This is a genomic window from Rodentibacter caecimuris, assembly GCF_001019715.1.
GTDB lineage: Bacteria > Pseudomonadota > Gammaproteobacteria > Enterobacterales > Pasteurellaceae > Rodentibacter > Rodentibacter caecimuris.
Genome location: NZ_BBXJ01000001.1, coordinates 541,027 through 567,184, shown reverse-complemented (window position 1 = coordinate 567,184; position 26,158 = coordinate 541,027). Strand labels below are relative to the sequence as shown.

The 26,158-nt window shown below is 41.4% G+C and carries 44 protein-coding genes; 8 read left to right on the top strand and 36 right to left on the bottom strand.

The window, feature by feature from the left end; translation table 11 throughout:
* Positions 1 to 8: 8 nt before the first annotated feature.
* From PNEUHYL_RS02745 to PNEUHYL_RS02710, 8 genes are all read right to left on the bottom strand, one after another.
* Entirely contained in the window at positions 9 to 2,189 is a 2,181-nt protein-coding gene (locus PNEUHYL_RS02745) for a replication endonuclease (RefSeq protein WP_059365752.1), read from the bottom strand.
* Between the two features lie 108 nt (positions 2,190 to 2,297).
* Entirely contained in the window at positions 2,298 to 2,510 is a 213-nt protein-coding gene (locus tag PNEUHYL_RS02740) for a hypothetical protein (protein ID WP_255204457.1), read from the bottom strand.
* 9 nt (positions 2,511 to 2,519) lie between these two features.
* Positions 2,520 to 2,717 carry a hypothetical protein gene (locus PNEUHYL_RS02735; RefSeq protein WP_059365751.1) on the bottom strand — a complete coding sequence of 66 codons (198 nt, stop codon included), beginning with the start codon at positions 2,715 to 2,717 and terminating at the stop codon, positions 2,520 to 2,522.
* Positions 2,718 to 2,836: 119 nt separating this feature from the next.
* Positions 2,837 to 3,082, bottom strand: coding sequence for a hypothetical protein (locus PNEUHYL_RS02730; protein ID WP_059365750.1), 246 nt, complete (start codon positions 3,080 to 3,082; stop codon positions 2,837 to 2,839).
* Complete coding sequence (locus tag PNEUHYL_RS02725; RefSeq protein WP_059365749.1) at positions 3,083 to 3,445, bottom strand: hypothetical protein; 363 nt, start codon at positions 3,443 to 3,445, stop codon at positions 3,083 to 3,085. It abuts the gene before it with no gap.
* Positions 3,446 to 3,460: 15 nt separating this feature from the next.
* Positions 3,461 to 3,730 carry a hypothetical protein gene (locus PNEUHYL_RS02720; protein ID WP_059365748.1) on the bottom strand — a complete coding sequence of 90 codons (270 nt, stop codon included), beginning with the start codon at positions 3,728 to 3,730 and terminating at the stop codon, positions 3,461 to 3,463.
* Between the two features lie 90 nt (positions 3,731 to 3,820).
* Entirely contained in the window at positions 3,821 to 4,066 is a 246-nt protein-coding gene (locus tag PNEUHYL_RS02715) for a hypothetical protein (RefSeq protein ID WP_059365747.1), read from the bottom strand.
* 140 nt (positions 4,067 to 4,206) lie between these two features.
* Positions 4,207 to 4,716 carry a hypothetical protein gene (locus PNEUHYL_RS02710; protein ID WP_059365746.1) on the bottom strand — a complete coding sequence of 170 codons (510 nt, stop codon included), beginning with the start codon at positions 4,714 to 4,716 and terminating at the stop codon, positions 4,207 to 4,209.
* 133 nt (positions 4,717 to 4,849) lie between these two features.
* Here PNEUHYL_RS02710 and PNEUHYL_RS02705 point away from each other — a divergent pair, with 133 nt between their 5' ends.
* Positions 4,850 to 5,083, top strand: a complete 234-nt coding sequence (locus PNEUHYL_RS02705) for a hypothetical protein (RefSeq protein WP_059365745.1) — start codon at positions 4,850 to 4,852, stop codon at positions 5,081 to 5,083.
* Here PNEUHYL_RS02705 and PNEUHYL_RS02700 read toward each other — a convergent pair.
* Positions 5,070 to 5,321: a helix-turn-helix domain-containing protein gene (locus PNEUHYL_RS02700; RefSeq protein ID WP_059365744.1), complete on the bottom strand. Its 252-nt coding sequence runs from the start codon at positions 5,319 to 5,321 to the stop codon at positions 5,070 to 5,072. The two genes, PNEUHYL_RS02705 and PNEUHYL_RS02700, sit on opposite strands and share 14 nt — an antisense overlap.
* Before the next feature lie 128 nt (positions 5,322 to 5,449).
* On the opposite strand from PNEUHYL_RS02700, the gene PNEUHYL_RS02695 reads away from it, so the two are divergent.
* The 6 genes from PNEUHYL_RS02695 to PNEUHYL_RS02670 are packed head-to-tail and all read left to right on the top strand — an operon-like array spanning position 5,450 to position 8,626.
* On the top strand, positions 5,450 to 6,145 hold the full coding sequence (locus PNEUHYL_RS02695; RefSeq protein ID WP_059365743.1) for an XRE family transcriptional regulator: 696 nt from the start codon (positions 5,450 to 5,452) through the stop codon (positions 6,143 to 6,145).
* Between the two features lie 31 nt (positions 6,146 to 6,176).
* A complete protein-coding gene (locus PNEUHYL_RS02690) occupies positions 6,177 to 6,509 on the top strand; it encodes a zinc ribbon domain-containing protein (RefSeq protein ID WP_059365742.1) in 333 nt (110 codons plus the stop codon).
* A gap of 15 nt (positions 6,510 to 6,524) precedes the next feature.
* The gene (locus tag PNEUHYL_RS02685) at positions 6,525 to 6,959 is read left to right on the top strand and encodes a hypothetical protein (RefSeq protein ID WP_129582406.1); all 435 of its coding nucleotides are present in this window, start codon (positions 6,525 to 6,527) and stop codon (positions 6,957 to 6,959) included.
* Positions 6,960 to 6,968: 9 nt separating this feature from the next.
* The gene (locus PNEUHYL_RS02680; protein WP_059365740.1) at positions 6,969 to 7,193 is read left to right on the top strand and encodes an excalibur calcium-binding domain-containing protein; all 225 of its coding nucleotides are present in this window, start codon (positions 6,969 to 6,971) and stop codon (positions 7,191 to 7,193) included.
* A 28-nt stretch (positions 7,194 to 7,221) separates the two neighbouring features.
* Complete coding sequence (locus PNEUHYL_RS02675; protein WP_059365739.1) at positions 7,222 to 7,839, top strand: hypothetical protein; 618 nt, start codon at positions 7,222 to 7,224, stop codon at positions 7,837 to 7,839.
* A gap of 10 nt (positions 7,840 to 7,849) precedes the next feature.
* Positions 7,850 to 8,626, top strand: a complete 777-nt coding sequence (locus tag PNEUHYL_RS02670; protein ID WP_059365738.1) for a DUF3800 domain-containing protein — start codon at positions 7,850 to 7,852, stop codon at positions 8,624 to 8,626.
* A gap of 201 nt (positions 8,627 to 8,827) precedes the next feature.
* Here the strand turns inward: PNEUHYL_RS02670 and PNEUHYL_RS02665 are convergent, their stop codons facing one another.
* From PNEUHYL_RS02665 to PNEUHYL_RS02585, 17 genes are all read right to left on the bottom strand, one after another.
* Positions 8,828 to 10,006, bottom strand: coding sequence for a phage late control D family protein (locus PNEUHYL_RS02665; protein WP_059365737.1), 1,179 nt, complete (start codon positions 10,004 to 10,006; stop codon positions 8,828 to 8,830).
* Positions 10,006 to 10,443 carry a phage tail protein gene (locus tag PNEUHYL_RS02660; RefSeq protein WP_059365736.1) on the bottom strand — a complete coding sequence of 146 codons (438 nt, stop codon included), beginning with the start codon at positions 10,441 to 10,443 and terminating at the stop codon, positions 10,006 to 10,008. Before PNEUHYL_RS02660 ends, PNEUHYL_RS02665 begins: the two co-directional genes overlap by 1 nt.
* Positions 10,444 to 10,782: a hypothetical protein gene (locus PNEUHYL_RS02655; protein WP_059365735.1), complete on the bottom strand. Its 339-nt coding sequence runs from the start codon at positions 10,780 to 10,782 to the stop codon at positions 10,444 to 10,446.
* 162 nt (positions 10,783 to 10,944) lie between these two features.
* Positions 10,945 to 11,064, bottom strand: coding sequence for a GpE family phage tail protein (locus PNEUHYL_RS02650; protein ID WP_059365734.1), 120 nt, complete (start codon positions 11,062 to 11,064; stop codon positions 10,945 to 10,947).
* 29 nt (positions 11,065 to 11,093) lie between these two features.
* On the bottom strand, positions 11,094 to 11,390 hold the full coding sequence (locus PNEUHYL_RS02645; protein ID WP_059365733.1) for a phage tail assembly protein: 297 nt from the start codon (positions 11,388 to 11,390) through the stop codon (positions 11,094 to 11,096).
* Positions 11,391 to 11,485: 95 nt separating this feature from the next.
* Positions 11,486 to 11,992 carry a phage major tail tube protein gene (locus PNEUHYL_RS02640; RefSeq protein WP_059365732.1) on the bottom strand — a complete coding sequence of 169 codons (507 nt, stop codon included), beginning with the start codon at positions 11,990 to 11,992 and terminating at the stop codon, positions 11,486 to 11,488.
* Between the two features lie 3 nt (positions 11,993 to 11,995).
* Complete coding sequence (locus PNEUHYL_RS02635; RefSeq protein ID WP_059365731.1) at positions 11,996 to 13,180, bottom strand: phage tail sheath protein; 1,185 nt, start codon at positions 13,178 to 13,180, stop codon at positions 11,996 to 11,998.
* A 134-nt stretch (positions 13,181 to 13,314) separates the two neighbouring features.
* A complete protein-coding gene (locus PNEUHYL_RS02630; RefSeq protein ID WP_059365730.1) occupies positions 13,315 to 13,584 on the bottom strand; it encodes a hypothetical protein in 270 nt (89 codons plus the stop codon).
* Positions 13,569 to 14,171 (bottom strand): hypothetical protein, encoded by a 603-nt coding sequence (locus tag PNEUHYL_RS02625; RefSeq protein ID WP_059365729.1) that lies wholly within the window; start codon positions 14,169 to 14,171, stop codon positions 13,569 to 13,571. Before PNEUHYL_RS02625 ends, PNEUHYL_RS02630 begins: the two co-directional genes overlap by 16 nt.
* The gene (locus PNEUHYL_RS13655; RefSeq protein ID WP_077665737.1) at positions 14,162 to 15,961 is read right to left on the bottom strand and encodes a phage tail-collar fiber domain-containing protein; all 1,800 of its coding nucleotides are present in this window, start codon (positions 15,959 to 15,961) and stop codon (positions 14,162 to 14,164) included. Before PNEUHYL_RS13655 ends, PNEUHYL_RS02625 begins: the two co-directional genes overlap by 10 nt.
* Positions 15,962 to 15,963: 2 nt before the next feature.
* Positions 15,964 to 16,503 carry a phage tail protein I gene (locus PNEUHYL_RS02615; protein ID WP_059365728.1) on the bottom strand — a complete coding sequence of 180 codons (540 nt, stop codon included), beginning with the start codon at positions 16,501 to 16,503 and terminating at the stop codon, positions 15,964 to 15,966.
* On the bottom strand, positions 16,493 to 17,407 hold the full coding sequence (locus PNEUHYL_RS02610) for a baseplate assembly protein (RefSeq protein ID WP_059365727.1): 915 nt from the start codon (positions 17,405 to 17,407) through the stop codon (positions 16,493 to 16,495). The genes PNEUHYL_RS02615 and PNEUHYL_RS02610 overlap by 11 nt, the downstream gene beginning before the upstream one ends.
* A complete protein-coding gene (locus tag PNEUHYL_RS02605) occupies positions 17,404 to 17,742 on the bottom strand; it encodes a GPW/gp25 family protein (RefSeq protein ID WP_059365726.1) in 339 nt (112 codons plus the stop codon). The genes PNEUHYL_RS02610 and PNEUHYL_RS02605 overlap by 4 nt, the downstream gene beginning before the upstream one ends.
* Positions 17,739 to 18,329 carry a phage baseplate assembly protein V gene (locus PNEUHYL_RS02600; protein ID WP_059365725.1) on the bottom strand — a complete coding sequence of 197 codons (591 nt, stop codon included), beginning with the start codon at positions 18,327 to 18,329 and terminating at the stop codon, positions 17,739 to 17,741. Before PNEUHYL_RS02600 ends, PNEUHYL_RS02605 begins: the two co-directional genes overlap by 4 nt.
* Positions 18,330 to 18,466: 137 nt before the next feature.
* Positions 18,467 to 18,751: a type II toxin-antitoxin system RelE/ParE family toxin gene (locus PNEUHYL_RS02595; RefSeq protein WP_059365724.1), complete on the bottom strand. Its 285-nt coding sequence runs from the start codon at positions 18,749 to 18,751 to the stop codon at positions 18,467 to 18,469.
* Complete coding sequence (locus tag PNEUHYL_RS02590) at positions 18,744 to 18,923, bottom strand: hypothetical protein (protein ID WP_059365723.1); 180 nt, start codon at positions 18,921 to 18,923, stop codon at positions 18,744 to 18,746. Before PNEUHYL_RS02590 ends, PNEUHYL_RS02595 begins: the two co-directional genes overlap by 8 nt.
* Positions 18,924 to 19,005: 82 nt before the next feature.
* The gene (locus PNEUHYL_RS02585) at positions 19,006 to 21,903 is read right to left on the bottom strand and encodes a phage tail tape measure protein (protein ID WP_059365722.1); all 2,898 of its coding nucleotides are present in this window, start codon (positions 21,901 to 21,903) and stop codon (positions 19,006 to 19,008) included.
* A gap of 71 nt (positions 21,904 to 21,974) precedes the next feature.
* On the opposite strand from PNEUHYL_RS02585, the gene PNEUHYL_RS02580 reads away from it, so the two are divergent.
* Positions 21,975 to 22,274: a hypothetical protein gene (locus PNEUHYL_RS02580; protein ID WP_059365721.1), complete on the top strand. Its 300-nt coding sequence runs from the start codon at positions 21,975 to 21,977 to the stop codon at positions 22,272 to 22,274.
* Here PNEUHYL_RS02580 and PNEUHYL_RS02575 read toward each other — a convergent pair.
* The 10 genes from PNEUHYL_RS02575 to gpM all read right to left on the bottom strand — a co-directional run bounded on the left by PNEUHYL_RS02575 (position 22,271) and on the right by gpM (position 26,157).
* Positions 22,271 to 22,741: a phage virion morphogenesis protein gene (locus tag PNEUHYL_RS02575; protein ID WP_059368802.1), complete on the bottom strand. Its 471-nt coding sequence runs from the start codon at positions 22,739 to 22,741 to the stop codon at positions 22,271 to 22,273. The two genes, PNEUHYL_RS02580 and PNEUHYL_RS02575, sit on opposite strands and share 4 nt — an antisense overlap.
* Positions 22,741 to 23,208 carry a phage tail protein gene (locus tag PNEUHYL_RS02570; RefSeq protein WP_059365720.1) on the bottom strand — a complete coding sequence of 156 codons (468 nt, stop codon included), beginning with the start codon at positions 23,206 to 23,208 and terminating at the stop codon, positions 22,741 to 22,743. The genes PNEUHYL_RS02575 and PNEUHYL_RS02570 overlap by 1 nt, the downstream gene beginning before the upstream one ends.
* Complete coding sequence (locus tag PNEUHYL_RS02565) at positions 23,205 to 23,420, bottom strand: TraR/DksA family transcriptional regulator (RefSeq protein ID WP_059365719.1); 216 nt, start codon at positions 23,418 to 23,420, stop codon at positions 23,205 to 23,207. The genes PNEUHYL_RS02570 and PNEUHYL_RS02565 overlap by 4 nt, the downstream gene beginning before the upstream one ends.
* Positions 23,413 to 23,682, bottom strand: coding sequence for an Rz1-like lysis system protein LysC (gene lysC / locus PNEUHYL_RS02560; RefSeq protein ID WP_059365718.1), 270 nt, complete (start codon positions 23,680 to 23,682; stop codon positions 23,413 to 23,415). The genes PNEUHYL_RS02565 and lysC overlap by 8 nt, the downstream gene beginning before the upstream one ends.
* The gene (locus PNEUHYL_RS02555; protein WP_059365717.1) at positions 23,597 to 23,956 is read right to left on the bottom strand and encodes a hypothetical protein; all 360 of its coding nucleotides are present in this window, start codon (positions 23,954 to 23,956) and stop codon (positions 23,597 to 23,599) included. The genes lysC and PNEUHYL_RS02555 overlap by 86 nt, the downstream gene beginning before the upstream one ends.
* A complete protein-coding gene (locus PNEUHYL_RS02550) occupies positions 23,932 to 24,459 on the bottom strand; it encodes a lysozyme (RefSeq protein WP_059365716.1) in 528 nt (175 codons plus the stop codon). The genes PNEUHYL_RS02555 and PNEUHYL_RS02550 overlap by 25 nt, the downstream gene beginning before the upstream one ends.
* Entirely contained in the window at positions 24,440 to 24,667 is a 228-nt protein-coding gene (locus PNEUHYL_RS02545) for a phage holin (RefSeq protein WP_059365715.1), read from the bottom strand. Before PNEUHYL_RS02545 ends, PNEUHYL_RS02550 begins: the two co-directional genes overlap by 20 nt.
* 1 nt (position 24,668) lies before the next feature.
* The gene (locus PNEUHYL_RS02540) at positions 24,669 to 24,878 is read right to left on the bottom strand and encodes a tail protein X (protein ID WP_059365714.1); all 210 of its coding nucleotides are present in this window, start codon (positions 24,876 to 24,878) and stop codon (positions 24,669 to 24,671) included.
* Positions 24,878 to 25,387 carry a head completion/stabilization protein gene (locus PNEUHYL_RS02535; protein ID WP_059365713.1) on the bottom strand — a complete coding sequence of 170 codons (510 nt, stop codon included), beginning with the start codon at positions 25,385 to 25,387 and terminating at the stop codon, positions 24,878 to 24,880. The genes PNEUHYL_RS02540 and PNEUHYL_RS02535 overlap by 1 nt, the downstream gene beginning before the upstream one ends.
* A 119-nt stretch (positions 25,388 to 25,506) precedes the next feature.
* Positions 25,507 to 26,157, bottom strand: coding sequence for a phage terminase small subunit (gpM, locus tag PNEUHYL_RS02530; RefSeq protein ID WP_059365712.1), 651 nt, complete (start codon positions 26,155 to 26,157; stop codon positions 25,507 to 25,509).
* Between the last annotated feature and the right edge of the window lies 1 nt (position 26,158).

Here is a 26,158-nt window from a genome sequence, read left to right as displayed (position 1 = left end):
CTTTTTACTTAATTAACCCTAAAATCCCCCAAACTCTCACCCCAACCAAAGGCTTGAGCCAAAGGAATTTTCACTTCTTCGATGAAAACGTGGTCGTTTTCACAACAAATCCACCGATAGTCATTAAGCCGTAACCTTCCATATTTCATCAACATATCAATTTGACGTGGTTTTAACGGAAAACCGATAGACAACATCAATTGATTGGCTTGATGCTCAATTTTTGAACGGTTACAGTTACTGACACAAGTCCAAGCGGCGCGCTGCGCCTTGTTTGTTTCGGTGGACTCCGAATCGGCAGACGTGGAAACCACACTGCCTTTCTTAATCACCCAATTTTTCACTTTGGTGATAATGGTTTTTAAACTAAATCTGTTTTTCACCCCCACAATTTTCTTTCTTGTTTCGCCGTATTTATTCGGCTCGGTTTCTTCATACTCAATGCAAATCGGCTGATCGCAACGTTTCACCATTGCCCCGCCTTGCACATTCAAATAACTGCCAAAACAGCCCACATCAGCCACCGCACGTCCGGTGTCTAATACATCATCATCGGCATAAGATGCCATGGCATCATCAATCTTGCGTAACTCACGCCATGTCGAAATTGGCGGTGTGCCGTAGAATTGAAATTGACGAATGCCCCAAAGATTCGCCCATGCACTCACACGCATCACGTTTTCACGCAAGGTTAAATCTTCCACTTCATCTGATTTTTCGTCCGCCTGTTTGCCGGCATAAATATTTTTGGCGATATATTTCGCAATGTAGCCAATGGCAGAACCTTTTTCAGGGTCGATTTCATCCACCTTACAACGGTGTTTTTTCGCCCCAAATTCCTCTCCATCAAGCTCCAATGCTTTTTTCTTGAATAACTTAATCACCGTTTCTTTGTGTTCCGGTGCGACATAAATCAGTAAATGCCAGTGTGGAGTGCCATCATGGTGCGGTTCCACACCACGAAAACCGAAAAAGCCAATATCACGTTTGGCAAATTGTGCACGCAACTGCGCCCACACTTTATTTAAATAGCGTTGGGTATCTCGTGGGCTTGAACCTTGCCAGTTTTTATTATTTGTTCCATTGTGATGTGTCGCATGGAAAGAAGAGGGTGCAGTCAAAGTTAAAAACAACGAAACATAGTGGTTTTCCTCCGCCCATTCATCAATGCCACGCAAGCGGTTCATCATCTCGTTAAAACGAATGGCAGGGTTGCCGACCGATTTTTTCCACATCTCAATCAGCGGCATACGTTCCGTTTCATCGTCTAAATTTTCCAACTCCATCTGCTCGAGATACTCCATATTCGCCGCTCTCTGCGTACGGTATTCACTCAACGCACTTTGTGAAACATAAGGACTGACTTTTGCCGAAACCGCCCCACAACCAATTTCCACGTGTTCTTTTAATCGTTTTTGAGCGGTTTTTAACTGACGTGTCCAATGCTTTTCACAGACGGATTTCTGTAAATCAATGTCGATTTTGTTCACATCTAAAAAAGGATTCTCAAGAAAGGCGTGCCAGTTCTTGAGTGGAAAACCAATGTCCGCACAGACTTCACCGCATAAGCGGTACATCTCATGCGCAAGATCAGCAAAGTCATCAAGCGTGATTTCACCTTTTGCCTTGCGTTCCGCTTGTTCATTGACAAAATCCGACTGCAAACCGGAAAACAACAAAGCCAGTTTGTATGCCATATCTTTTAACTGGTGTTCTCCCAACAAATAAAATGGCAACTGCGGAATAGATTTACCTTTATTAAGTGCAACTGCACGGGAATGAGTATCCCGTTCGGCAAGCCAATCAAGGCTAATGTGATAATGTTGAAAAACCGCTTTTAATCGTTTGGTTAAAATTTCGCGTAAATAGCTATTGGCATAAGCCGCTTGTTTATTGCCAAATTTAAACCCGATAGAACCGTCATCAGCAACAGAATCAAAGGCACGTAACCAAACATTGCGAAAATGTTCACGTTGGCGTTTGCGTGGTAGAACGGAAAGCAGTTTTTCAACATAATCAAACTGGTGTGGTGCAGCAGAAAATAACGCCATTTGTGCACTGGTTGCCTGTGCATGGTCTAAAGTGCGGTTGATTTTGACCGCACTTTCCATTATCAACGCACGTGCTTCTGCCATCGCGTTTTCACGCTTGGCAAGATTAAGATCACGTTCTGCTACCCAGTTCATCATTTAAAACCTATTACATCGCCGTATTGGCTAAATATTCACTATGCAATTCAAAGTATTCTTTAATTTTGGCGTTGGTCGAATTCACCGCACTTAGCAAATCTTCCAAACTCAATACTTCATATTGAGCCAAGTCATAACGGCGGACTTCTTCAATCGCACCCCAAACCGTGCTATGCAAGCCACCAATCGCACGGGTTTTTTGTTTGCCATGCCAACTATTTGATCACCTAAAATTTCCAATACTTGAAAACGTGCGCCAATTGGCATAATTTCTAACGTCGCCCCACAATCTAATGCGATACAAATATTTGTTTCTGCCATTTTTTCTCCTTATTCAATCTTTCCTGCACCACGTAACCATTCACCAATCCATTCATATAACTTGAGCAATTCATCGGGTTCTAATGAAAAGCCATTGTCAAAATGGAGTATCGGCTTTCCTTCAACTGTTGTACCTACATAAATTTCAAACGAATCTTCTTCCGTGTCTATCACGCCAAGCGTGCCAAAATCAGTAAAAATCGCCATATTTGCCCCCTAAAAATATTGACTAAGCCAATCCGCTAACAATCCCAACACTACATTCAACACTGCAGCCAAAAGCATTAAACCTAGCACTGCCACAATGAATCCCACAATTACATCAATCATCTTCTATTCGCTCTCCACATTGCCCAATCGTTATGTTTTTCTAAATAAATTTTGTGTGCATCTGCCGCCTCGTTGCCACATCTTAAAAATTCATTAAAAGCGGCTATTGCTAGCTCATCATCTCCACTGTTTAAGTGGTGGTAGTAAGCAAAGAGCTGTTCTTGCGCAAGTTCTCTTTTTTCGTAGTAATCTTTAGCAGCAGAAACAGAAATTGCAGCAGGAGTAAAAATCACGGTTGCCATTTATTCCCCTCGTCTGTCGATTTGTAAAAATTCCCGTTCTGTAATACTTTCCGGAAATGCTTGTGAAAGTAACCGCACTTTGCGAAAAGCACGGGCTATCTTGCGTTGCCCTTGTTTGGTGTAGTGGTGTAGTTTGAAACCCGTGTAATGACGGCTTTTTAAATCGCTCAAATCCACTTCGGCGATAGTCAGCAAAAGCTCACTAAAACCTTGTTGTAAACGGTCAAAGCTCCGTTCAACACGGAAACGGCTTTCACCGTTTAAATAATGCAGTGAATCATCAATACTGCTGATTTGTGGTACAGCTACTTGATGTTCTTTGCAGAATTTTTCCGCTGCGCTTTCTGTTTCTAAAACGTACACCGCACACCCCCTCGCTTATTTCCCCGTGACGAAATCAACCCATTTCTTAAACCAACGTTTCACAGGGTTGTGCCACTTCGCCATTTCGAGTTCTGCTACACGGTCGTGCAAGGATTCATTCAATAAAACCTGTTGCGCATTTAAGCCGACTTGATGTGTGATATGACGTTCCAACACCTTCACTTTCAGCTCCAATGCTTTCACCTTTTGGTTTAGCTGCCACATATTTACCCGCTCACGCTTGCGGGCATTTTGGCTGTCGTAGGTATATTTTTTGCTTGTCATTTGCTCAAACTCCTAAATTTTGGTTGCAAAAATCCTGTCGATTGATTTTCATCAAACGACAAGGGTTAAAATTAAAAGGAAAATTAAAGATTAATCGGTGGCGATTTCTAACTGACGCTCATCAATCTGTTTTAACGGCTTACTCACCCTCAACGCCTCAGGGCGTTCGTGATAAGTCGGTGTTCTCACCCGCGTGATTTGGCTGGTGACTTTCAACTCCGTCCCACAATTGTTGCAATAAGCAATCACATCAATCACCAACAACCCGATTTTTTCAGAAGTCCGAACCCGAATATTATTGCTTCCGCAGTTCGTACATTTATGATCTACATTCATTCACACACCTTTGTTATACTTTGCCCTAAACAACTAATCAGGAGACACTATGAAAACCGCATTAAATCCGCCCCACATTCCAGAAAATGACGCTGAACTTCTTGCGTTTTTAAACACCTTTGAAACAGACACAGATCAAATCATTTCTTGTCAACGCATTTATCGCATTGGCATTGCCCATCTTGGTTATCTTTATCGAACAATTGAATGTCACCATTGGCAGGAATTTGAACAGATTGAGCAATATCTTCGCCGCTCTTATTACCTTGATGAGGAACATTGTCCAAATCCTTTTGACCGTCTGTTTTACACGGATGACAAGCACGCTTGGTTTGCTCAAAATGAATAAATGCACGACGCCACTTTTCTTCATAATATTGTTTGAGCAATTTTTCCTGCTCGGCAAGCGCAGCACGATGTAACACCCAATTTTGCTCGGCAAAATCTAATTCAAGTTTTGCATAAGCCTGCTCAAAACCTTTCTCTTTCGCCAAATCAAGATAAGCTCGAGATTTAGCCAAGGTTTCTTTCTTATCAAATTGGCTCTTCACATCGACCTTTTCCCAATTGGCTTGTGAAACCGCCAAAAATTTATTCATAAAATACTGCTCAAAAATCCCAATTTCTTGTGGATCACGTAATTCACACATACACATCCCCTTTCTCTTACTCAAAAACCTTTCTCAATTGTTCATCAACGTTGTTTGCCATAATGCCTCCTGTTATGCCAAAATGTGTACTAACACACCTGAAAGAAAAACAACTAACGCTGCGATATACGCTATGTTTAAACGATTATTAAATTTCATCATTAATTGGTCTCTCTTTGCCGCCATCTCCACCCTCACTTTTATCTTATTGAGTGATAATCCTACGCTAACAATACAAAACTATGCGTTTACGCAAGGTCACCTTCGTTGGTTTATTGGTTTACTGATGGCACTGTTTACTTATAAAGAACGCCATTACATCAAAAACGAAATTGAGCGTTTTGTTCGTTGGATTAAAGCGCTTTAGCTTTCTTCTCAAAAACCTTTTTCAACCCTTCATAAATCGTCTGCCAATCCACATCCGGTCGCAATTCTGTTGGGTTCACTTCAAAATTTGTGGCTTGCAGAAAGGGCGGAATATATTTCACGTCCATTTTTCCTCCATTTAGCCAAAGATTTACTGTAGGTTGGCTAACACCACATGCTCTTGCTAATGCAGATTGACTTTTACAAATATCAATCGCTTTACTCACAGATTCATTCATGTTCTAGATTATAACCTTACTTATAATTTATCTTTGAATTAAATTATAGGAAAACTTTAAATTATTGCAAGAAATATTTTATTGTTTTGTTCAAGGTTTACCTATAACTTATACGCAAGGAGAAATTTATGTCTGATTTATCGACCCGTCTTAAAACTTTACTTGATGAAAAAGGGCTATCAATGAACGCTTTTTCAAAGTTAGTAGGAGTGAGCCAACCAGCCATTAGCGATATTGTGAGTGGTAAAACGCGTGCGCCTAAAAATATTGTTGAAATTGCGACCGCACTTGGTGTGAACGTGCATTGGCTGAAAACAGGGGAAGGGGAGCGAGAACTTAACGATAAAGTGATCACTGCACTTTATACGGAGGAACAGGACGAACAACATCATTTACGGGTTGATTTGTTAGATGTGCAGTTGGCAGCAAACTCAACAGGCATTATCAATAGTGATTATCCTGAAGTATTATCCCGCCTGTATTTCACAGAAGAAGGCGTGCAACGTTTACTCGGACGCTCAACAACAAAAGGGATTTATCTCTTTAGCGTGCCAACCGACAGTATGGTGCCGACCATTATGCCCGATGATTTAGTGTTTATTGATACCAAAATTAAAGAATATATCGGCGATGGGGTTTACGCCTTTAACCTTAACGGCGAACTCTATATCAAACGCCTGCAACGTTTGCCGACCGGTATTTTTCGGGCATTAAGCGATAACCCGCTTTACCCCCCGTTTGATATTACAGACGAATTATTCGACACCGCCGTGATTATCGGTAAGTTTATTCGGGCGGTTGAGTTGAAAGCGAAGGTTTTATAAAACAATATCAGGAACCAATAGGAGAAAAATTATGGCATTAATTAATTGTCCAGAATGTAGTAATCAAGTGAGTGATCAAGCTCTAAAATGTCCATCATGTGGTAAGCAACTAAGGAAGCCTAAACGCACTTTTATGGGAAAGGTGTTTAAATGGGTGTTCATTTTGTTTAATGTGCTGATGTTAATTTGGCTTGTTGGCGGTGTTGGCTCTAGTGCTGAAGTAATCAATAGTGCAACAAGTGAGGCTGAAAGAGCCGGAGCTGCAATCGGTACGGGATTAGGTGCAAGTATTATTTTAACCCTTTGGGTGATTGGTGATGTTATTCTTGGCTTGTTCGTATTGTTCACTCGCCCTAAATCTTAATTTTATAGATGCCCAATGTTATGGGCATTTTTTATAGAGGAAAAGATGAGAAAGAATTTGCTATTTCTCGCTTTATTATTTTGTAATTTTTCTCAAGCTCAAACTGTACCTGATGAAATTGTGGATTTATTCGATGAAGTTTTATCTGTGGCAGATCCGGAAGAAGATGTGAATTATAAAAATTACATTTTTTCAGTAAAAATTGATAAATCAGTGATTCAACGTGATTATGCAAAATATATTGTTAGTTTGATTTGTGAAGATTCTTATTCAGAACCTGATTACTGGCGTAATATTAATTTTAAATCAATAGAAGTGAGAAACCGTGATAATAATTCAGGGTTCAAAATAAATATTAATAAAGACCGTTGTGCCTATTTTTTCAAGAAAGATCTATCTGATTATGAAATTGAACAACAAATTTTCAAATATGAGTTACAAAAATTTTAAGGATAGGTAATGAAAAAACTCACCTTCATTTTAACCGCACTTTTTCTGATTTCTTCCCCTGTACTTGCCAAAGGGAAGAAAGCGGATTCAGAGCAATTTAGTTGTAATGATGGCAAACGCACCTGCAAAGATATGGATAATTGTGACGATGCCAAATTTCATTTACATCAGTGCGGTATGAAAAAACTTGACCGTGATCGTGATGGTGTGCCTTGTGAGAGTATTTGTGGGTAGATGTGCTATGTATGGGGGATAAAAGAGAATGTTTATAGAATTACCTAATATAGATGAAGAAATCTATCCCATTGGAGGTTTTAATAAACCGGAAGATTTCTTTCAGTTCTTTATCTTTGAGAAAAATTCCGCTTTATTAGATGAGCCTTTATGGAACAGTGCTAAACGTAAAGAATGGGTTAATAACTCACCCGATTTACAACAATTTCCATTTACAACACAATATATCAAGGAGGAAAAATCTGTTGAATTATCTGATGTAGCACAAGAATTATCAACAGTTAATTTTATTTTACCCGTCGAACAAGTGCTATTTCATCAAGGAGATCTTCCTCCGTCAATTCCATTAAACAAAGAGGCAATAGGAAAAGAATTTAAATTATTAGAGATTTTTTCAACCACATTAGATCCATATATCGCTAATGTTCATGAAGATAGTGACGTTCATTGGTGTATAAGAATAAAAGGAGATAATATCCGTTGTTATCCTATTCCTGAACAAGATTGCAATGAATATGAAGTAATTATTCTTGGCTCACCTAAAGCAAGAATAGTAGATATCGTACAAAAAGAAAGAAATCCTTATTATGTAGGGGTAGAGTATAGAGGCTGCTTCAAAACATTGGTTTTCTTAGAATTATATTAGGTTATTAAATATGAGTCATACTTGGCATTTATTCTGTGATGAATCTGGTATAAGTGGGAAACCGTTTTATGCTTTTGGGGCATTATGGATTCGGGAAGATAATTTGGCTCGATTCGAAAAAGAAGTCACCGCACTGCGCCAAAAACATTTCTGTACAGATGAGATAAAGTGGCAAGGCGCAAATTCTAAGCGTTATGCAGAATTTTATAATGACTTGGTTCGATTCTTTTTTCAGTCTAATTATCTATTCTTTAATTGTATTGTTGTGCAATTAGCCATAGTAAATAAATCTTTTCATAAGGGTAATTATGAAACAGCTAAGCAGAAACATTTTAATATGTTGCTTTGTAATAAAATAGAGAGATCACTCTATAAAAACAGAGAGCATCGTTTTATTTTATCTGTTGATGATTTACCCTTTAGCTATCATAAAGCCGATGAAGCAATGCATATTATCGCCAATCATATTATTCGTAGAAAAACAGCTATCCCCAATGCTATTTTAAAGTTAAATGAAGTCAATTCTAAGAGCTGCCATGGTGTTCAACTTTGTGATTTATTGCTAGGAGCTGTATTGAGTGGGTATCAGAAAGATTCATCTTCAGAGCGAAAACAAGCACTTTCGGCTTTCATTGCAGAACATCTTGGTTGGGATAAATTGATGTACGATACCTTAGATACAGAAAAAAAATTTAATATTTGGTATTTTTATGATCCGACTAAAGGACCAAGAATAGTGCAGACAAAAGAAACGAGGCTAAAATACCCGCTTTTAGAAAAAAAGTGACGGACCTTTCAGCCCGTCCGTTGAGTGTCCTCGCACACACATGCAATTTCCCCACTGGGCGGGATCACACAAAGTAGCCGCCCCTATTACTCTTTGTGCTTTGTTACTATTACATAACGTCAGTGCAATAATAACTTTTTTTGCCTTAAATGCAATCTTTTATTATTGTGAATTTATAAATTTGTGAGTCACTTCTCAATTTTATTTTTCTTCTTTCTTAATAGCCATTTCTTCCCCCTCAACCTTCAACTCACACTCCACTTGCGAAGTATAGCCATTATCACTGATACTATGCGAAACCTTCGTAATCAACCAATCCGCTCCATCAATTTCTTGCTTAAATCCGCTCAACTGCACCGGGGTTTCCGGCATTAAATCCGGTATGCCGTAGGCAAGGGTGATGCTAAAACTGGCTACACCACGCTTGAGTTTGTCAAAAGCGGATTTTGCCGCGTTAATCGCACTGGCTTCTGTGGCGTAAGTGTGGCGTAGGGTTTTGATTTGATCACTATTGCTTGTGACCGGCTCTTGTTGTTCTACGGTGTTGTATTTCCGCTTGCTCAATCGACTGCCTTTTACTGTGCCGTTTTTCAGCGTTCTGCCTTTTGTCATACGTTGTTTTTTCACAATTTTAGTATTGGTATCAACGGTGATCTCCCCCCGTTTGCCGGTGTCCGTATTGTGCCAATAGGCACGCACGGCTTTGTAGTTGTCGCTTTCGGCAATGCTGAAGTTGTAACTGTCGCCTTTCGATTTAGTGATTTGCACCGTTGGAATAGGTTTGCCCGTGGCGGTTTTGGCTGCGCCCAATGGCATAAACAGCAACACGCCATTTTTCACTGTTGCCATTGCGCCATATTCTTCTGCAAGACGTGTCAGTAAATTAATGTCGCTTTCGTTGGTTTGGTCAATGTGCGAAATGGTTTGTTCGGTATATTCTTTGGCACATTGGCTTTCCAATTTATTTTCTTTGGCGATTTGGTCAATCAATGCACCTAATTTTATGTTGTGAAATGACCGCTCTTTTTGCTCGCTAAGACTTCCTTTTAAATCTGCCGCTCTTGCCCGAATGGTGAGGGTATCGGGCGAGCCGGAAAACTGCACTTCATCAACCAAATATTTTCCTTTATCAATCAACGGCTCACCTTGCCAGCCTATCGCCACTTGAATGGCGGCGTTACGAGGGGGAAGGGCGAGTTTGCCGTCGTGGTCGGAAAGCTGCAAATCAAGCATATCCGCTTCAAAGCCTCGATTGTCCTCAATCTGCATACTCATTAAACGGTCAGCGACAGTTTGGGTGATGTCGTTCTTCTGTTTGTCCTGTGTGATCACCACTACAGAAAATTTAGGTGTGCGGTGATTCGTGGCAAACTCAAACATTAAAATGCTCCCATTATATTTTGCGCAAGATCAATCAATAGCGGATCATCAGTACGTTTTAAATTAAGGGTAAAATCAATGGCGCGTGCCGTGCCATCTCCAAATAGTTCGGTTCGGGTTTCTTGGATTGATTCGATGACAAAGAACCCCATCAACATAAAATTTGCCCCTTCAATCAGAGGAAATGCCGCACCGCTTTCCGCCATTAATTCCAACATGGCAAGGCTTAATGTACCACCTGTGATTTCAGGGATTAATCGACCGCTAATAGTAACGGTTTCAGAATCTTTACCAGTAAACTGGGTTTTTGGCATTTGCCCCACAACGGAATTGGTGGGATGTCGCCACGATGATTGACGGTCTAAACTCTGAAAAGGTACAGTTTGACGGGTAAACACAAACACGCCAAGAGCAGCAAGGGTGGAGTTTTGGAGCATTTAGTTGTCCTTTTTATCCTGATTTATGCAAGAGGCTATAAATACAAAATTAGAGACAAACACCAATGTTGCAATGACCCAATGCTCAAAATAAACCACGATAAGACACAAGGCTAAAAGTGTACAAAACTCAAACCTTGTTTTATTTTGAGTGAATCTTGTTTTAGGATTTGAACTGTTTACGCCGGCAGCCATAAATGCCAAAAATGAAATTAAACAAAAAAACCAAAGAAGAGTTTCTTCTGCCGCTGAATTACCAAAAAGAAAAATGGCAAGTACAACGGAAAAAATAAATAATTCACGGAAAAAATCTAAAATATGTAATGATTTAATCTTCATAATAAAATCCTGTAAAAATGCGGTCAAAAAATCCCTTGATTTCTGACCGCTCTTGATTAGTGAAAAAGAAAAGCAATGCTAAAGATAACAATCAGCCAAAAGCAGAGAAGTGCGGCCAACAAAATGCGCCAAATCACATAACGGGGTTTTGCCATTAAATAATCAATCACTTTCTGTCTCATTGAGTTCTCTCGCTTTTTCCCGCCATTGCATAAGCTCGCTAAATGTCATCTCGTCAAAGGCTTGTGGTTGCCAGTGGAAAATCAGGGCAATATCTGCCATGGCATCTTCCACCGTGGCAGCGATTAAGATTACTCGGTCGGATCTTCCGTTTCCGAGTTCTTCCCTAAAAAACCGACAGCCGCCGCAGATAATTCGGTGAAATCTGCCACTTCCATAGTGTCAAAATCAGCCTTGTGTAAAACAGGTTGTGTTACGCGCGGCAATAATTTTTGCAATGAATCGACATCCATTTGCAACACATCAAACATTTTCAAGCCTTTTAGTGCCGGCACAGTGGGTTTAATCACGGTGATGTCGGTGATTTTCTTGTCACCACGCATAATCGGCAAGCTAAGTGTAATAATTTTTGAGGTTTCGTTTTTCATAACATAATTTCCGTTTTTAAATTGGAAATTTCCAAAAATAATGTGGAAATTTCCAAGAGTGAATAAATGCCCCTTTCGGGGCAAGGTGTGTGAAATTAAATGCCGATGGCTGCACGGTGTTCCGCTAAGCGGTCTTTACCGTCCACGATAAACACGGAATTGAGCAGATCAATTTCGATAATATCTTTGCCGTTTTCGATGATTTTGTAATAAGTCAAAGGCACAGTGTAGCTTTGTTCGGTGTCATCGCCCGATTTACTGGTACCATTGTCGATTTCACCAAAACGACCACGCATAACAAGTTCAATACCGGTGACTTCTTCGGCGTCGTCTTGTTGATATGCACCGGCAAAACGTAGAGGTGTGCCGTCAATCGCTCCGCCAAATTGTTTCAAAAGCTCGGTCATATAACCGCCCATTTTGAATTGTGCTTCAAGGGCTTCAACACCGAGATTGACTTTAACCGGTCCGAACATACCGCCTGCACGGTATTCTTCCAGTTTCAATGCCAATTTAGGTTGAGTGATTTCGGTGACTTGACCACGATAAGAATTGCCGTCAGCCAAGAAATTCATGAGTTTTAATTTGCGGGGTAAAGCCATTTGTTACGCTCCTACTTTTGCGATGTTGGCTGCAAATTCAACCAAATATTCATCGCTGATATATTGGTTAAAGCCAAGCTGTTCTAATGGTGGCACAGGGCAGTAATCATAAGAGACAATCAATTTCGCATCTTTTAAGGTTGCTGCGGTGTTTAATTCAGGATTGATAAAGGCTTTGCCGCCAACCAAATAACCTTTCGCCACAAACTCACGCCATTTCGCATTGATTGCTTCCACAATCTCTTTTACAAGATTGACGGAAATATCTTTATCCACTGCCCAATCGAATGATTGCGCAATAGTGTCTTTCAGCACTTGTGCGGTGCGGGTGTAGTTTTCGTAGATGAACAATTTGTCGGCAGAACAGGTACGCAAGCCCCAGAATTTGTAGCCGTTGTAATTGATACAAGCGGTAATGCCTTGTTCATTGAGATAATTCACATCCGTTGCGGAATCATTAATATCAAAGGAAAGTGGCTTAGTAACACCTGTCACACCGTTTAAGCCTTTGTTTGAAATGGAGGTATGCCAGCCAAATTCTTTGTCTTGATACGCACGCATCGCTGCAGCGCGGGTAACGGCATAGTCGATTTCTGTTTGTTTAGTGTGCGGATTGAAGGAAAGGAAATCGCCAAAAATCAACATCAACTCACGCTGTGAGAACTGGCGGCGATAAGTGACGGCTTGTTCTTTCGTGTTGCAACCGTAGCAAGAGGCATAGACAAAACCGTTGAGTTTTTGCGCCACGCTGATTAATTCAACGGCGACATCTTGCGAATCATATTTCGGCACACAGAAAATGCGGGGTTTAACACCGCAAACGGCAGCGGAAACTAAAAAGGCTTTTAAGCCGGTGTAATTGCCTTCTTCATCCACACCGCCGATCACGTTTGCTTTCATTTGTGATTCATCGTCACTTTCTTCCACACGGATCACAATGACTTTACAATTGACAATATCTAAAATGCCGTCTAATGCACGGGAAAGTGTGCCTGTTTTGCCTGCTTTGGCAATCATTGACGGTGTAATGCCGGTGAGTAAGGTCGGTTTATTGAGTGGGAAGGTGTCATTGTCTGCATCAGATGCTGTCGCAACCAAGCCAATGACGGCAGTAGAGGATGTCGTCAAGGTGCGCAAGGCTTCGGAAATTTCCGTAACTTTGACACCGTGTAGATATTCTTCAGACATAATTTAGCCCTATGGTTTCAGATTGAAATATAAAAAAGCAAGGCTATTTTGTCGGAAGCTGTGAGGGAGTGCGAGTGGGGGAAAGTGTGAGCAGTAAATTAACAAAATGCGGTCAGTTTTGACCGCATTTTTTGTTATGCAAAATCCTGTGGATATTGTTTGCGTGAAATCTCGCTTTCATAGGCTGTTTTGCAGTGATTTTTGTCAAGGAACAGCCCATTAATCACACGATATAACACGCGCCACCGTTTTTTCGGCTTATCTGCCAATATTGCACCACGATAACAACGGCTTGAAAAGGTTTCATCTGCCGCACCGCCTACCAAGGCATTACATAGTTGATCAACAGCGATTAAGATGTGATAAGCCCAATTCTTCATTTTTTGTTTTACAGTTTTTGCCATTGTTCAATCTCCTGTTCAATTTTGTCTAAGTCTTCCAATGTTTCAGCTTGCTCAATATGGGTTTCAAAATTTTGTTTAATCGCAAAAAGTTTACCCATGACGATAGCGAATAAATCTGCTTTTTCGATGACTTTCTTTTTCAGCTCTTCAATATTTTCTAAGTCGTCGCGACCTTCAAAAATTGTCGTTAAAATCATTTCCGGCAATTCATTTCTCGCTTCACGTTCTTGACGGTAAAAACTGTCAATCTCGGCTTGAGAATACCCTTGCAGATATTGCATTTTAAATTGATCGGTTTTGTCCGCAATGCGTTGTAAAAGGGTTGTTTTGCGTTGGGTGGTAAGTGCGGTTATTTTGGTTTTTGAAATAATCCACTCACCATCTTTTAATTCGTGAGCCGGACTGGGTTGTGGCTCAAGCAGTACTGGGGTTCCTTGTTTATCACTGATGATTTGTTTTCCTTGCTCTTGCCCCTCAAGCAACTCAATATATTTTTCTTCGCTGATTTCTATCGCGCCTTCCGGCACAAACCCGCCAAAATCATCATTAAAAAATCCGTCTTTAAAATAAATTGCCATTATCTCCATCTCCCGATTGCCAAAAATTGCAAGCGGCACAACCTCTGATTAGCGCTACCACTCTCATAGTTATACCAATATAATGTAGTGTTTGTTGATTTAGTAAGTATATTTACTCCTGCATTATGATTCTCCTCTAGAGATGTGGTGATGTTGCCAAACACTATGGGTTTACCAACAAAAGCCGCAGCCCAAGTTAATTGTTTTTGCCCAGAACCGCCCAGTCCGGAGTTAGCGCCGAAAATATCATTGAATTCAGCGAAATAAGTCTGAATCATCGTTCCGTCTGGATAGCGTCTAACTTCGAAATTACCAATTTTTTGATAGGTAAAATCTTCAAGTAATGCCAGCGTACCGCCTTTCTTCCGCAAAGAAACCGTATTAATATTTGTTCCGTTTGCTTCCCTATACATAATAGTCAGCATGTTAGTTGCGGAATGAGGATTGCCTTCAAATCTGACGTAGCGACCCGATAAATTTTTTATATTTAATCCCGTCCAATCAGAATCCTCCAGAATCATTCCCGGCGCGACAAGCGTTTTATTTGAGTAAACCGAATTCGCAAGCAATTCGATCGAGGTATTATCAGTATAATTGAGCACGACAACATCGTTACTTGTACTATTTCGTAGCCCGACAGCATATTTATTCACCCCGCTTCTTTTACCTTTAAGCAACGAATCATCCGTATCAATGACCAGATTTCCGGTCATCGTATCGCCCGATTTTGACACTCCGTTTAAGCCGTCAATGCGTTTCCAGTCACTCCAACCATTTTGATTTTTCCCTCGCGCATAAATGTGATTATCGTGATAACTGATATAAAGCTGCTGTGCGCCAAAGCCGGAGCTTCCAGTCACTATCAGCTTCCCGGCTTGTTCTATTGGATAATGTCGAGCTGATGTTGAGTTGGAATTTAAAGATTGTCCGTAAATGCCGGTAACAGCAATGCTGTTTAAATCCTCGTTTGATAATGCAAGTCCAAACGCACGTCTGTTTACATTGTTGTTAGCATTATCAGCAGCGTTTTTTGCTTCCACTCCTTTGTCATAAGCTGTTTTAACCGCAACCGAAGTTGCCACCGTATCAGATGACGCACTATTAACCGCATTGGATTTTTTGCTGTTGGGAATGTAGTTATCCAACAAACGCCGCAATCCGTCATAAAGCCCTTTGAGTTTTTTAATCGCTTTTAATGTCGGGGCTTTGGTTTCATCATCGCTGTTGTCGTCATTTGAGAGCTGAACAATACCGGCTTTTTCCGTATTCGCACGATCAATTTCGTGAGTGTGACCACTTTCATCAAATCCGTTTTGTGTTTCTGCGGTGATAGTTTTAGGGTTTAGTTGTTGGCGTGTAACAAAAATCACGCTGTGATCAATGCTCAATGTGACTGCATCTGATGATGAAACTTTGAGAATCATGCGTAATACTTGAACTTTTCCGCTACCACTGCTTTCGGTCGGTTTAAAACTTTCTGGGCAGTTGGCATAGGCAACCAGTTTGTTTTGATTATCAAATACGCCCATTTCGCGAATATAGAAACCGCCCACATTTTCAGGAATGGTCAGTTCGACAATCACTTGTTTATTGTTGCGAGGATCGAGCGAAACTGCACTTACCGGCGCACGGTGTTTTTCACGTGCAAGTGCGGTGCGATTGGCTGTTGGGGTAACGACTTGTCCGTTCCCGTCACCCACGGCAAAGGTGGTGAGTTGTAACGGCTGTTTACTGCTTAATGCGTTGGCAAAAGCGGTTGTGCCGTAATCCGTCAAAATTGCAAAATATTGTGAAGCCATAATTATCCTTGTGGGTAAATGGTGATAACTTCGCCCTCTTGTTGCCCGACAAATGTGTTAAGTGAGCCGGTAGGCGAGATAGCGATAGCAAGCTGTATTAAGTGGCGTGAGACAGGTTTTACATCATTGACCAGTCGCACTAATTCATTGTAGGTTTGTTCACTCAGGCCACTTTCCGGCACTTCCACAGTTAGGCTAAATGTGCCGGGGATTCCTTGCGGTTGAGTGTTAAACCATTCTTTCAGCTCAACTAAATAGCCGATAGGTTCAATCACCCGTTTAACGGCGGCAATCGTCCCCTTATGTTTATGTACAAAGTAGGATTGTTTGATCGCAATACGTTTTACTTCCTCCGTCCAATGTTCGTCCCATTTATCAACGGAAAACGCCCATGCAAGATAGGGGAGCAATTCAACAGGGCATCGGTCAGGATTGATTAAATCCGCAATAATGATGGGATTTTCAACCGCACTTTTTAGAATTTCCGCCGCCCGTTTTTCCAGTGGTGTTGAACCAATCGGCAATAAGTGGCTAGTAATCATCACTGGTCACAATCTCAAGATTAATGTCGGTGCAATAAGCGGATTTTGAGCTTGGTAGCACAATGTCGGCAGTGGGGCTTAATAATTCCACACGTTGCACGCCTTCTAAATGCAAAGCGGCATAAATACCAGAAAGGCTAATATCACGCCCAAGTCTTCGTTTTTCTTCCGTGTAGGCAGTGAGTTTTTTCAATGCCTCGGCTTTGATTGGTTCATATTCCGGCCCACGGTATAAGTGTAATTTGGCTCGGATGCTATAAGCGTGGATCACCGCACTTTGCACAGTCACACGATCACCAATAGGGCGGATATTTTCATCATTGAGTTTTTTACGCACCGCATTTAATACGCTTTCACTTGCCGTGCCTTGCCCGATTCGGCTTAAAATCGTGACGGTCACTTGTGCCGGTTCGGGTGAAACCACTGAAACATCGGCGACTTCCGGATGAGCGGAAAGGGCGTGAAAGACGTAAGCGGAGCGAGGACCCGCAACGGAAAGCCCCTCAAATGCAAGTTGGGTGCGTAATCTTAATGAGGTGTCATTTTCTAAAATAGCCGGTATTTTTGGCGTAACGCTGTTGTCCTCTGCTTGAATGACTTGTCGTTGCACGTTGAAGTTGGCAGCGATGACATCAAGATCCGAACCTGTGGCATACGCCAACATAGTCGCCTGTGCCGCTTGGTTAATTCGAGAACGTTCAAGCAACTGCAGATAAACCACTTCTTGCAGTAATTTAGTGATAGGTTCGCTTTCAAGGTTTAATCGGGCTTGCCAAAATGCGCGTTCTTCTTGTGGGAATAAAGCAATAAATTCTGCCTTACGCTCGGCGAGTAAGGTTTCAAAATTTAAATCTTCAAGCACTTTGGGTGCATCAAGTTTTGATAAATCGACAAGTTCACTCATTGTTTGCCACCGAGTAAGAGTTGTTCATTACGAATTTCTTGATTATTTTTGCGATAACGTACTACATAACTGGCGGTAATACCTTGCTCTGTCAGTTGCGGTTTAAATTGGGTAATTTGTACACGGGGTTCCCAACGGTTAATCGCCGTCACCGCACAAGCGGCAAGTTGTAGCATAAGAATGCGACTAATCGGGCGGTCAATCAGCATAGGAATTAGGCTGCCATATTCCCGCCGTTGGATACGTGAGCCAATGGGGGTGAGTAAAATATCTGCAATAGACTGTTTGATGTGGGTGGATTCGTCCGCTAATCGTTCGCCTGTGAATCTGTTCATCTTGCTTTGCTCGTTTCTTGTCCGTCACCTTGTTCAAGGTGTTTATGGTTTTGTAGGCTAATACTGCCGCCTTTAATATCACCGCTTGCCGTTACGCTGCCTTGTGTACTGATATTGCCTTTTGTGGTGCTGGTACCGCTTGTAGAAAGTGAACCATTAATATTGACATTGCCTTTGATGTTTACTGTGGGGCAAAAAATATCTATTTGTTCACTGGCATTGATAAAGGCGGATTTAATCCCTACAACGTTCAATCTCCCGCTTACTTGGTTGTATTCAATGGTTGCATCATCGGCGAATTGAATAATGTGTAAATCAGGGGAGTGGCTTGGGCTGTTTTGCGTGTAAAGCCCAACCAATACGCAAGCCGTAGTAAATTCTCCGCTTGCCGCCAAAATCACACATTGCTCACCCACAGTAGGGGGCGACCACGTTTTTGTTGTGCCGGCACGGAGCGTAATAAAAGGTAAAAAATCCGTCAAAATTTGACCGCTCTTTACCCGTACACGGGCTGTTGTGTAATCAACTTCGTCAATGGTGCCAAAGCGAATAAGGTTATCTAATCGGCGGTTGAACTCGGCGGACATAAAGCCTTTTTTCAGTTGTAATAAATAGCGTTATTGTTGGCGAGATGGGGGATAAATGCGAGGGTGGGGAAGTGTGGATTTTGGTGTAACAAAAAAGCAAGTCATCAGACTTGCTTTCATAGATAATTCAAAAAGAATTATGGACGAGGATATAATCGGCGGGAGTGGATAATGGTTTGAATATAGACCTCATTTCCGACAATATCATAAACAATACGATAACCACGACAGAATGCCTCACGGCGGTTATCCTGAATAATTCTACCAGCAGCGGCAGGCATATAGGCGATAACATCAATTTTAGCTAAAATATCATTGGCTAATTTAATTCCACTGACCTCATAACCCGTATATTCAATCACGTTGGCAACAATTTCATTTAAGTTGCGGTCGGCTTCTTGGGTAAAAATGATATTAGCCATAAATCAACATTTCACGTTCGGCTGCTTCAAGCTCCTGTGCTTTTTGTTCGATCGTTTTTTGTAGATGTGCTTTGGTTTGTTCTAAAGTAAAGACACGCCCTGCCGCAACATCTTCTTCACCACGTTTAATACTTGCCACTAGAAATTCATCATAGCCTTTTTCTTTAAACATTTTTCACACTCCTATGGGTAATGCCCCTACTATAACGCGAGTTATTTTTTTAATCAAACAAAAAAGGGCTTTCGCCCTTTGGTTAAACACGATCTCGTAAAATGCTCCGTGAACGTGCTTGTTCTTGGTTTTGGATTTGCCTAAATTTTTGTTCAATAATGCGTCCAATATCTTTTTCATTCATGCCCGGGGCAGCATTGATGGTGATTTGCACATTCATCGGCTGTGCAACCTGTGTTGCAACAGGGCGTGCCGAAATTGGCGGTCGTTGATCTACTTGCACCGGTGCGGCTGTGGCGACACTGATGCCTAACCCACCTGCAATCAAGGCTTGTTTGCCGTAATTGAGGGCGTTTAGGGTGTGAATGCCAAGGCGTGACGTGGCTTCTTTTGTCATCACATATTCGCCACCGTGGAAAATGCCTTTAGGCTCATATTTTCCACCGTTGCCTGCATAACCACCTGACCATTTGTTTACATTTGGTACTTTTGGGGGCGAGGGGATAAACTCTTCCATGCCCATATAATTCGCCATATTTGCCGTTTTTTCGAGTTGTGCAGCATGCTCTTTAGATACAAGCGTTGTAGCGATTTTATCTACACTTGGCATATTATCAACAACCCACTTGATACTATCCATCACCCATTGCAACGGTTTAGTGACTAAATCAATCCCTGCAGCAAGCCATTCACCAAATTTTTTACCGGCACTTGCGGCGGCATCTAGATCATCTCTGGTGCTTTGAACCGGTGAGAGTAAATCAGTAAACCATTTTACTGCTTTTTCAATCCAACCGACCACAACACCAAACAGATCGCCCAATGGTTTGAATTTTTCAATGACAGGGGCGAGACCGGATTTTAATCCTTCCCAAAAGCCACCAAAAAATGCCCGCACTTTTTCCCAATTTCGGTAGATATAAACACCGGCAGCTACAAAAGCGGCGGTGAGTAAGCCAATCGGCGATAGCAAGAAACTTAATATAGAACCGATTCCTACCAATGCCAAACGCAACGGTGAGAGTGCTACACGAGCAAGCATTTTTAATCCGTTCAGCCAAAAAGAAAGGGATTTCATTTTACTCAATATGGCAAGGAATTTTGCTGGTATTAATTTTATCAATGATAAAAATTGCCGTCCTGCATAAGAGGCTCCATTGAATGTTGTTTTGCTGGAAAATAAGGATTTATTAAGTAATTTAAATTTATTATCAGAATTAAATAAAACGAGATTTAATAATTTACTTGCACCGGTAAATTTATTGAAAAATAAAATAGCACGTCCAACAGGATATAATAAGTAACTAAAAACTAAACTTAATGCGCCTACGGCGACTAATCCGGCACTAATTCCTGCAACCCACTTAGTAATGCTTGCGGCAAGTTGTGGATTAGCTTTTATCCATTGATTTGCGGTGCGTAAAAATTGAGTTGATTGTTGAATGAGTTCCCGTAGGCTATCTGATGTTTCATCAAAGATAGAAATAGTAAGAGCTTCACTCGCACTTTGCAGATTTTTAAGATCCCCCATAACATTATCTGCCATGGTTTCTGCTACTTTTTCTGCTGTGCCGGCAGCGCTTTGGAGCTTATCACTCATTTCTTGAATGCCATTAATTCCGGCTTGTTTAACCAGTTCTACCATTGCTGTTGCGGCTTCTGCACCAAAAATAGCTTTGTAATAGGCCATTTTGTCCGCAGATCCCATCTTAGCCGTTTTCTTTTCCACATCGACAAGAATATCGGTTAATGCCCGCATGTTGCCTTTGCTATCTTTTGCGGATAAACCTAATTTTTTCATTGCTTTTGCAGCTTGTTTTGGCGGCCCTGCAAGGCGTAACATAGCGGAACGTAGAGATGTACCGGCTTGAGAACCTTTAATCCCTACATTACCTAATAACCCCACCATAGCTGACATTGTTTCAAAATCCTGCCCGGTACTCGCAGCAATAGGGCCAAGATATTTCATCGTTTCACCCAATAATTCAAGGTTGGTATTACTTGAGGTGAACGTGAGAGTTAGCACATCGGCGACACGATTCATTTCTGCTGCAGGAATTTTAAACCCGGATGAAATATCCGAACTAATATCTGCAACCCGTCCCATTTCCATTCCAGCTGCTTTAGTCATATTTAACACGGCAGGCATAGAGTCTAAAATTTGTTTATCATTAAACCCAGCCATAGCTAAATAACCTTGCCCTGCAGCAACATCTCTTGAGGTAAATGAGGTGGTTGCGCCAAGTTGAATCGCTTGATCTCTTAATTGCTTAATTTTTTCGGCATCTTTGGTTTTATCTAATCGAGCTAAAGCCTGCACATTGGAAAACTCTTGTTCAAATTCAAGGGCGGGTTTCATCATCAATGAACCACTTCCCAATACAGCGCCACCGTGAGCCATAGCACGCATACCAAAACCTGCAGCAAAATCACTGCCTGATTTTAATTTTTGCACTTGTTTTTGATAACGGGCTTGTTCTTTGGTACGTTGATTTAATTTTTGTAGCCGCTGTTCTTGCTTTTGAATAGATTGATTAGCCGCTTCTATTTTTCTTTTTAGTTCCCTTTGTGACTGTGACAAGTTTTTTGTACTTATACCAGCTTCAGATAATGCACGGCGAGCTTGATTGAGTTTATTATTTTCGGCAATTTGCGCTTGTTTCAATTGGGTGATTGCACGTTTTGCATTTTCAAATTCTCGTTTTAGTTTTTTGGTTGGATTACTCGTCGCATTAAATTGTTTCGCTAAATCTTGTGCTTTCTTTTGCGCTTCCGTCAATGCTTGTTTATTTTGACTGACTGATTGTTTTAGCGCAGTAAAACTATTAATTAATTTTTGCTGATCTTCTAAACCTTTCTTTGCTGTTTTGGTTTGATTAAGTGATTGAGCGAGCTTTTGCGCCTCTTTAGAGGCATTGCGAAAGGGCGCAGTTAATTTATCAATCGCATTTAGGGTGACTTGAATGGCTAATTTATTCATTTTTTATACTCTTTATATTGACAAAGTTTGATTATTTTTCAAAAATGAAAATATCTACTAAGGAGAATGCCATGGAACTTATCCTAACCTTACTGTTACTTGTGTTTGGATTGCCTGCTATTATTGCTATGGCTATCAGTGGTGTTGTCACTATTGGTTATCTAGCTATAGTAGTATTTGGTCTTGCTATGCGGTTTTGGTATATCACGTTAGCTGCTATAGTATTGGCTCTAGCCCCGCTTTTTTATTTAAGCGATTGGTTTATTTATGCGCTTTGTGCCGTTCTTTTTTATGCAGCGGCAACTATTCTTTTGTATATCGTTAATTGGTTAAATAAACACCTTGATCGCCTCAATCAAAAACTAAGTTAATTAATCCCTTCTGCAATAGCTTTTATAACAAAGCGTTTAATCATCTCAATATCTTCATCATTAAAGCCTAGCAATTCACGCTGGGCGTATTTCACTTTGAACGCTTTATGTTTAGATGGGCTACTCTGTAATCCGTATTGGTGAACAGAAGCGATAACTGCATCTCCCCCATAAAAACCTAACAAAATTTCATCTTGTCCATAACGTAATTTCATATGTGCGGGCATAGCGAGCTTTCTAAACATTAATTGACGTTTAATTCGCCCTTTTTTCTTACCAAATTGTTTTCGGGGTTTTCTAGGAGCATAATTTGAACCATCGGGATTTTGTTGCGCTTTAATCCTTCTTCTTTGATTCCGAGCAAGCTCCCGACCAATTTGTTGATAGAGTAAACGTCGGCGTGGTTTACTAATATTTTTCAACAGTTCGGCAAAAGCGAGTTTGACTTGTTGAATGTTGTCTTTCATCATGCTTTACCCTCAAAAATCAAATTATCCCAAGTCTGCAAATAAACTTTTACCAAGCGTGGATCCTCAAGTACCGGTTCTTTTGCATAATTCAGTTGCACGCTGTCGCCGTCTTTTTTTGAGATCACACGCTCGGTGAGTTTGATTTCAAAACTGATGTCTGCGGTGTCGTTATTGTTGTAATCCACCTGAAACTTGAAGGCATTTTCACGCAGTTGGGGATTTTCAAAGATTTCCGGTTGATTGGTGCGTAGATAGGCAATCATCGGCACAACCAATGAAGCAATGTCACCGGCATAATCGGTCACAATGATGTTCAGTGTGTAGCGATATTCAAAACTAAATGAGCTTGCTCCGGTAGCGATGATTTGTCCGCCATCCGTGTAGAGCTGTAATTTGTCGGGATTTTCAATAAAATCCGGCAAACTTTGCTCAAGGATTTTGCGCAGTTGGTTGGGCTTTTTCATTTTCTAACATTCCGTTGGCGTTTTTCCTCAATTTCTTGGCACGTCACGCAACGGGTGACACCCTGAATGGTTTGGCGGCGTTTTTCGGGAATGGGCCCATCGCAATCTTCGCAGTAAAGGCGGCTGACCGCTTTAAAAGTGCGGTGTTTTTTAAGGGCGATTTCGCGGTGCATTTCTTCTAATTGTTGTGCACGGTCAAATTGATCAGTCATTGGCTTTTTCCTTTTGATTAAACTCATCAATACATTGTTTCAGGCTGTGATTTTCAACCACGCATAAATTTAAACGGTGTTGTGCCTGTTGATAGGCTTCCGCCAGTTCGCCGTTGGTGCGAATTTGTGGCGAAAATTGACCGCACTCTGCCGTTTGCGGACAAAGTATCGGTTGTTTAATGGCTTGCGGATCCGTTGAGCACGCCACGCACGCTGTCAGGAATAGGGCTGTCAGCCCAAGTTTGATGTTGTTTAAGTGCATTTTTTAAATCCTGTGTTTGCTGGGTTTGTTGTTGTTTTAATTCATTGACGGCTTGGGTCAATTGCTTTTGTTGTTCGGCAAACTGTTGCACGTGTTCGTTTAATGCCATGTAAGAGGCTTGCCATTTGGCTTTAAGCTGTTCTTCTTTCACCATTTCGGCGTGCCAGTGGTTAGCCTGCCAACCTTGAAATAGGATTAGCAGCACGAGTAGTAGCGGGCCAACTAATAACAACCATTTTTCTTTTGAACTTAGGAAGTTAAGGAAGTTAAACATAGGGCTTTTTCCTTTTGTCTGCGCTCGATTAAGCCTTTCAGCGGTTTGCCACCGGCATAAATCCAACGTTCAAATTGACCGCACATAGCTTTGCTGTAACCTTTTCTTGCCATTTTAAAAAGCGTGCTGTTTTTGAGTTTTCCGCACCCGACATTGAACGTGATGGATGTGAGCGCATCAAACGCACCTTGCGGCATAGCTTGTCCGTTGGCGTAGGTGTTTACACATTTTTCTGCTTGCTTAATCCCTTTGGCGAAAGCGTGGGCGATTTCTTCATCGGTATAAGTTTTATTGGGGATGATTTTTTCTACGGCTTCCGTTGTGCCGATACCAAAGGTTAGAATATCAGAAGGGCAGTGATAGGGTTTTCGTTGGCAACCTTCCGCATTGCCAATTAGTAATACCCCTTTTTCCGAGGTGCGGATCTCATTGCCGTATAAAGCGAGGGTTAAACCGACAATGGCGGTGATACCGCAAGCCCATTTAGCGGTTTTTCTTATCATTGATTTTTCCTTCTACTTCTAATTTTCTTAATTCAAAATCTTTTTTCTTGTAATACCAATTAATCAGAAATGTGGCGACAGCGATGACAATACCGACCACAGATGCGACATCGGCCCAATTAATATTTGCGAACATATCGGCAATGCGCCCCATAATAAAACTTGTGAATGCGCCCGTGTAGGCGGTTTTAGTGGTTGTTTCGTGCATATCAGCTCCAGAGTTGCAAGGTATCTTGTGCAACGCTGATTTTTTCGTTGTCAGGCTCGGGTAATGTCACCTCTGTTCCAATTGGAATAATGGGTAAGTGCATTAAGTGCGGATTTAATTCGCATGCGATTTCTAAATAGCCTTGGCTTTTGCCTAAATGGCGGTAAACAATGGCATCGAGATTGTCATTTTGTTGGGCTCGCACTTTCATTAGATCAGCTCCACGTCAATTCTTCGGCGTTTCAACATATCGCTAATAGCAAAACGGGCATCTCGGCGGAGTTGGTCGATGATGTCTTTAAGTTGTTCCATTTTCTTTTCGCCCTCATGGGTGCTGTCGTAGCTGGCATAGCGTTCGTATAAATTGGCAACGGCAAGGCAAATGACGGCACGTTGATAACGTTGCACTAAGATGCTTTCTTCATTGATAACCGGCGCAGGAATATTTTTCAAATGAGCGTATTTCGCATTTTCCTGTTGAAATTCGGTTAATTCTTCATTGACCGATGCCATCGCTTCAATTAATGAATCTTTTAATCGATATTCGGTCACTGTGCCGTCAAGTCGCATTTGATTTCGACATTGCGACATCGACAAATCAGGGAAAAAGGGTTCATTGGTGATTAAATCATCGGTGTTAGGGTAGGTTTCGACCTGTTTTTGCACTGCGCCCATTTCATAATCGGGGGCAAGTTTGATTGAGATTGCACCGTCTGACATTGTGTTTACCTATAAAAAAAGCGGGGTGGGGATTCATCAAGTGCGGTGTAAATTTAAGTAAATTTGACCGCACTTTGAATCCGCCCCGCGGCTGCGTGGTTTGCTCTGTATAAAAACCGTTATTCTTCGGTTTTGTTTAATTGTTTCCGGAGTTTTTTAATTTCACCTTTCACGCCGATTTTCTGATCTAAACCGAGGGCAGATTCAAGGTATTGCAAGGCTTGTTCGGGATTTTTTACTGCAGTAAGCAAGCCCAATTCACGCAATAATCTGGCACGGCTTTCGTCCGGCATATCGCAATCGGCAGTGATGCGATTGGCTTGTTCCAAATACGTCACTTCAAAAGGTTGATTTGCCGCTTGTGCCGCTTTGGCTTGGTCGGCAAATTCTTCTGCGATAAGCGTGCCTAGTGTTCGGCTGAACGGTTCAGGCAGTCGCAAATCGTGAAAAACAGCATATTCGGCAATGGTTAAAGCAAGGTGATATTCGCCACAATCAATCGCCCACACGCACCACGTCATCACCACATTATCTTGTTTACCTGTTCCGGCAGATAATGCGCCTTCAATCCAAGGCAGATAATCCGGCAAAATACGTTTTTTAAACGCTGCTTTACGTACCGTGGATTGAATTTGTTTCAAATCCTTTTTGTGACGGGCAAGCAAACGTAGCATTTTGTCGTATTCGCTAAATTGGCTTAAATCTTCGGTTTCTGCCGCATTGGCTAAAGCGGCAGAGACTTCGATAAAATGACGTTTAGTCGGGCGCATT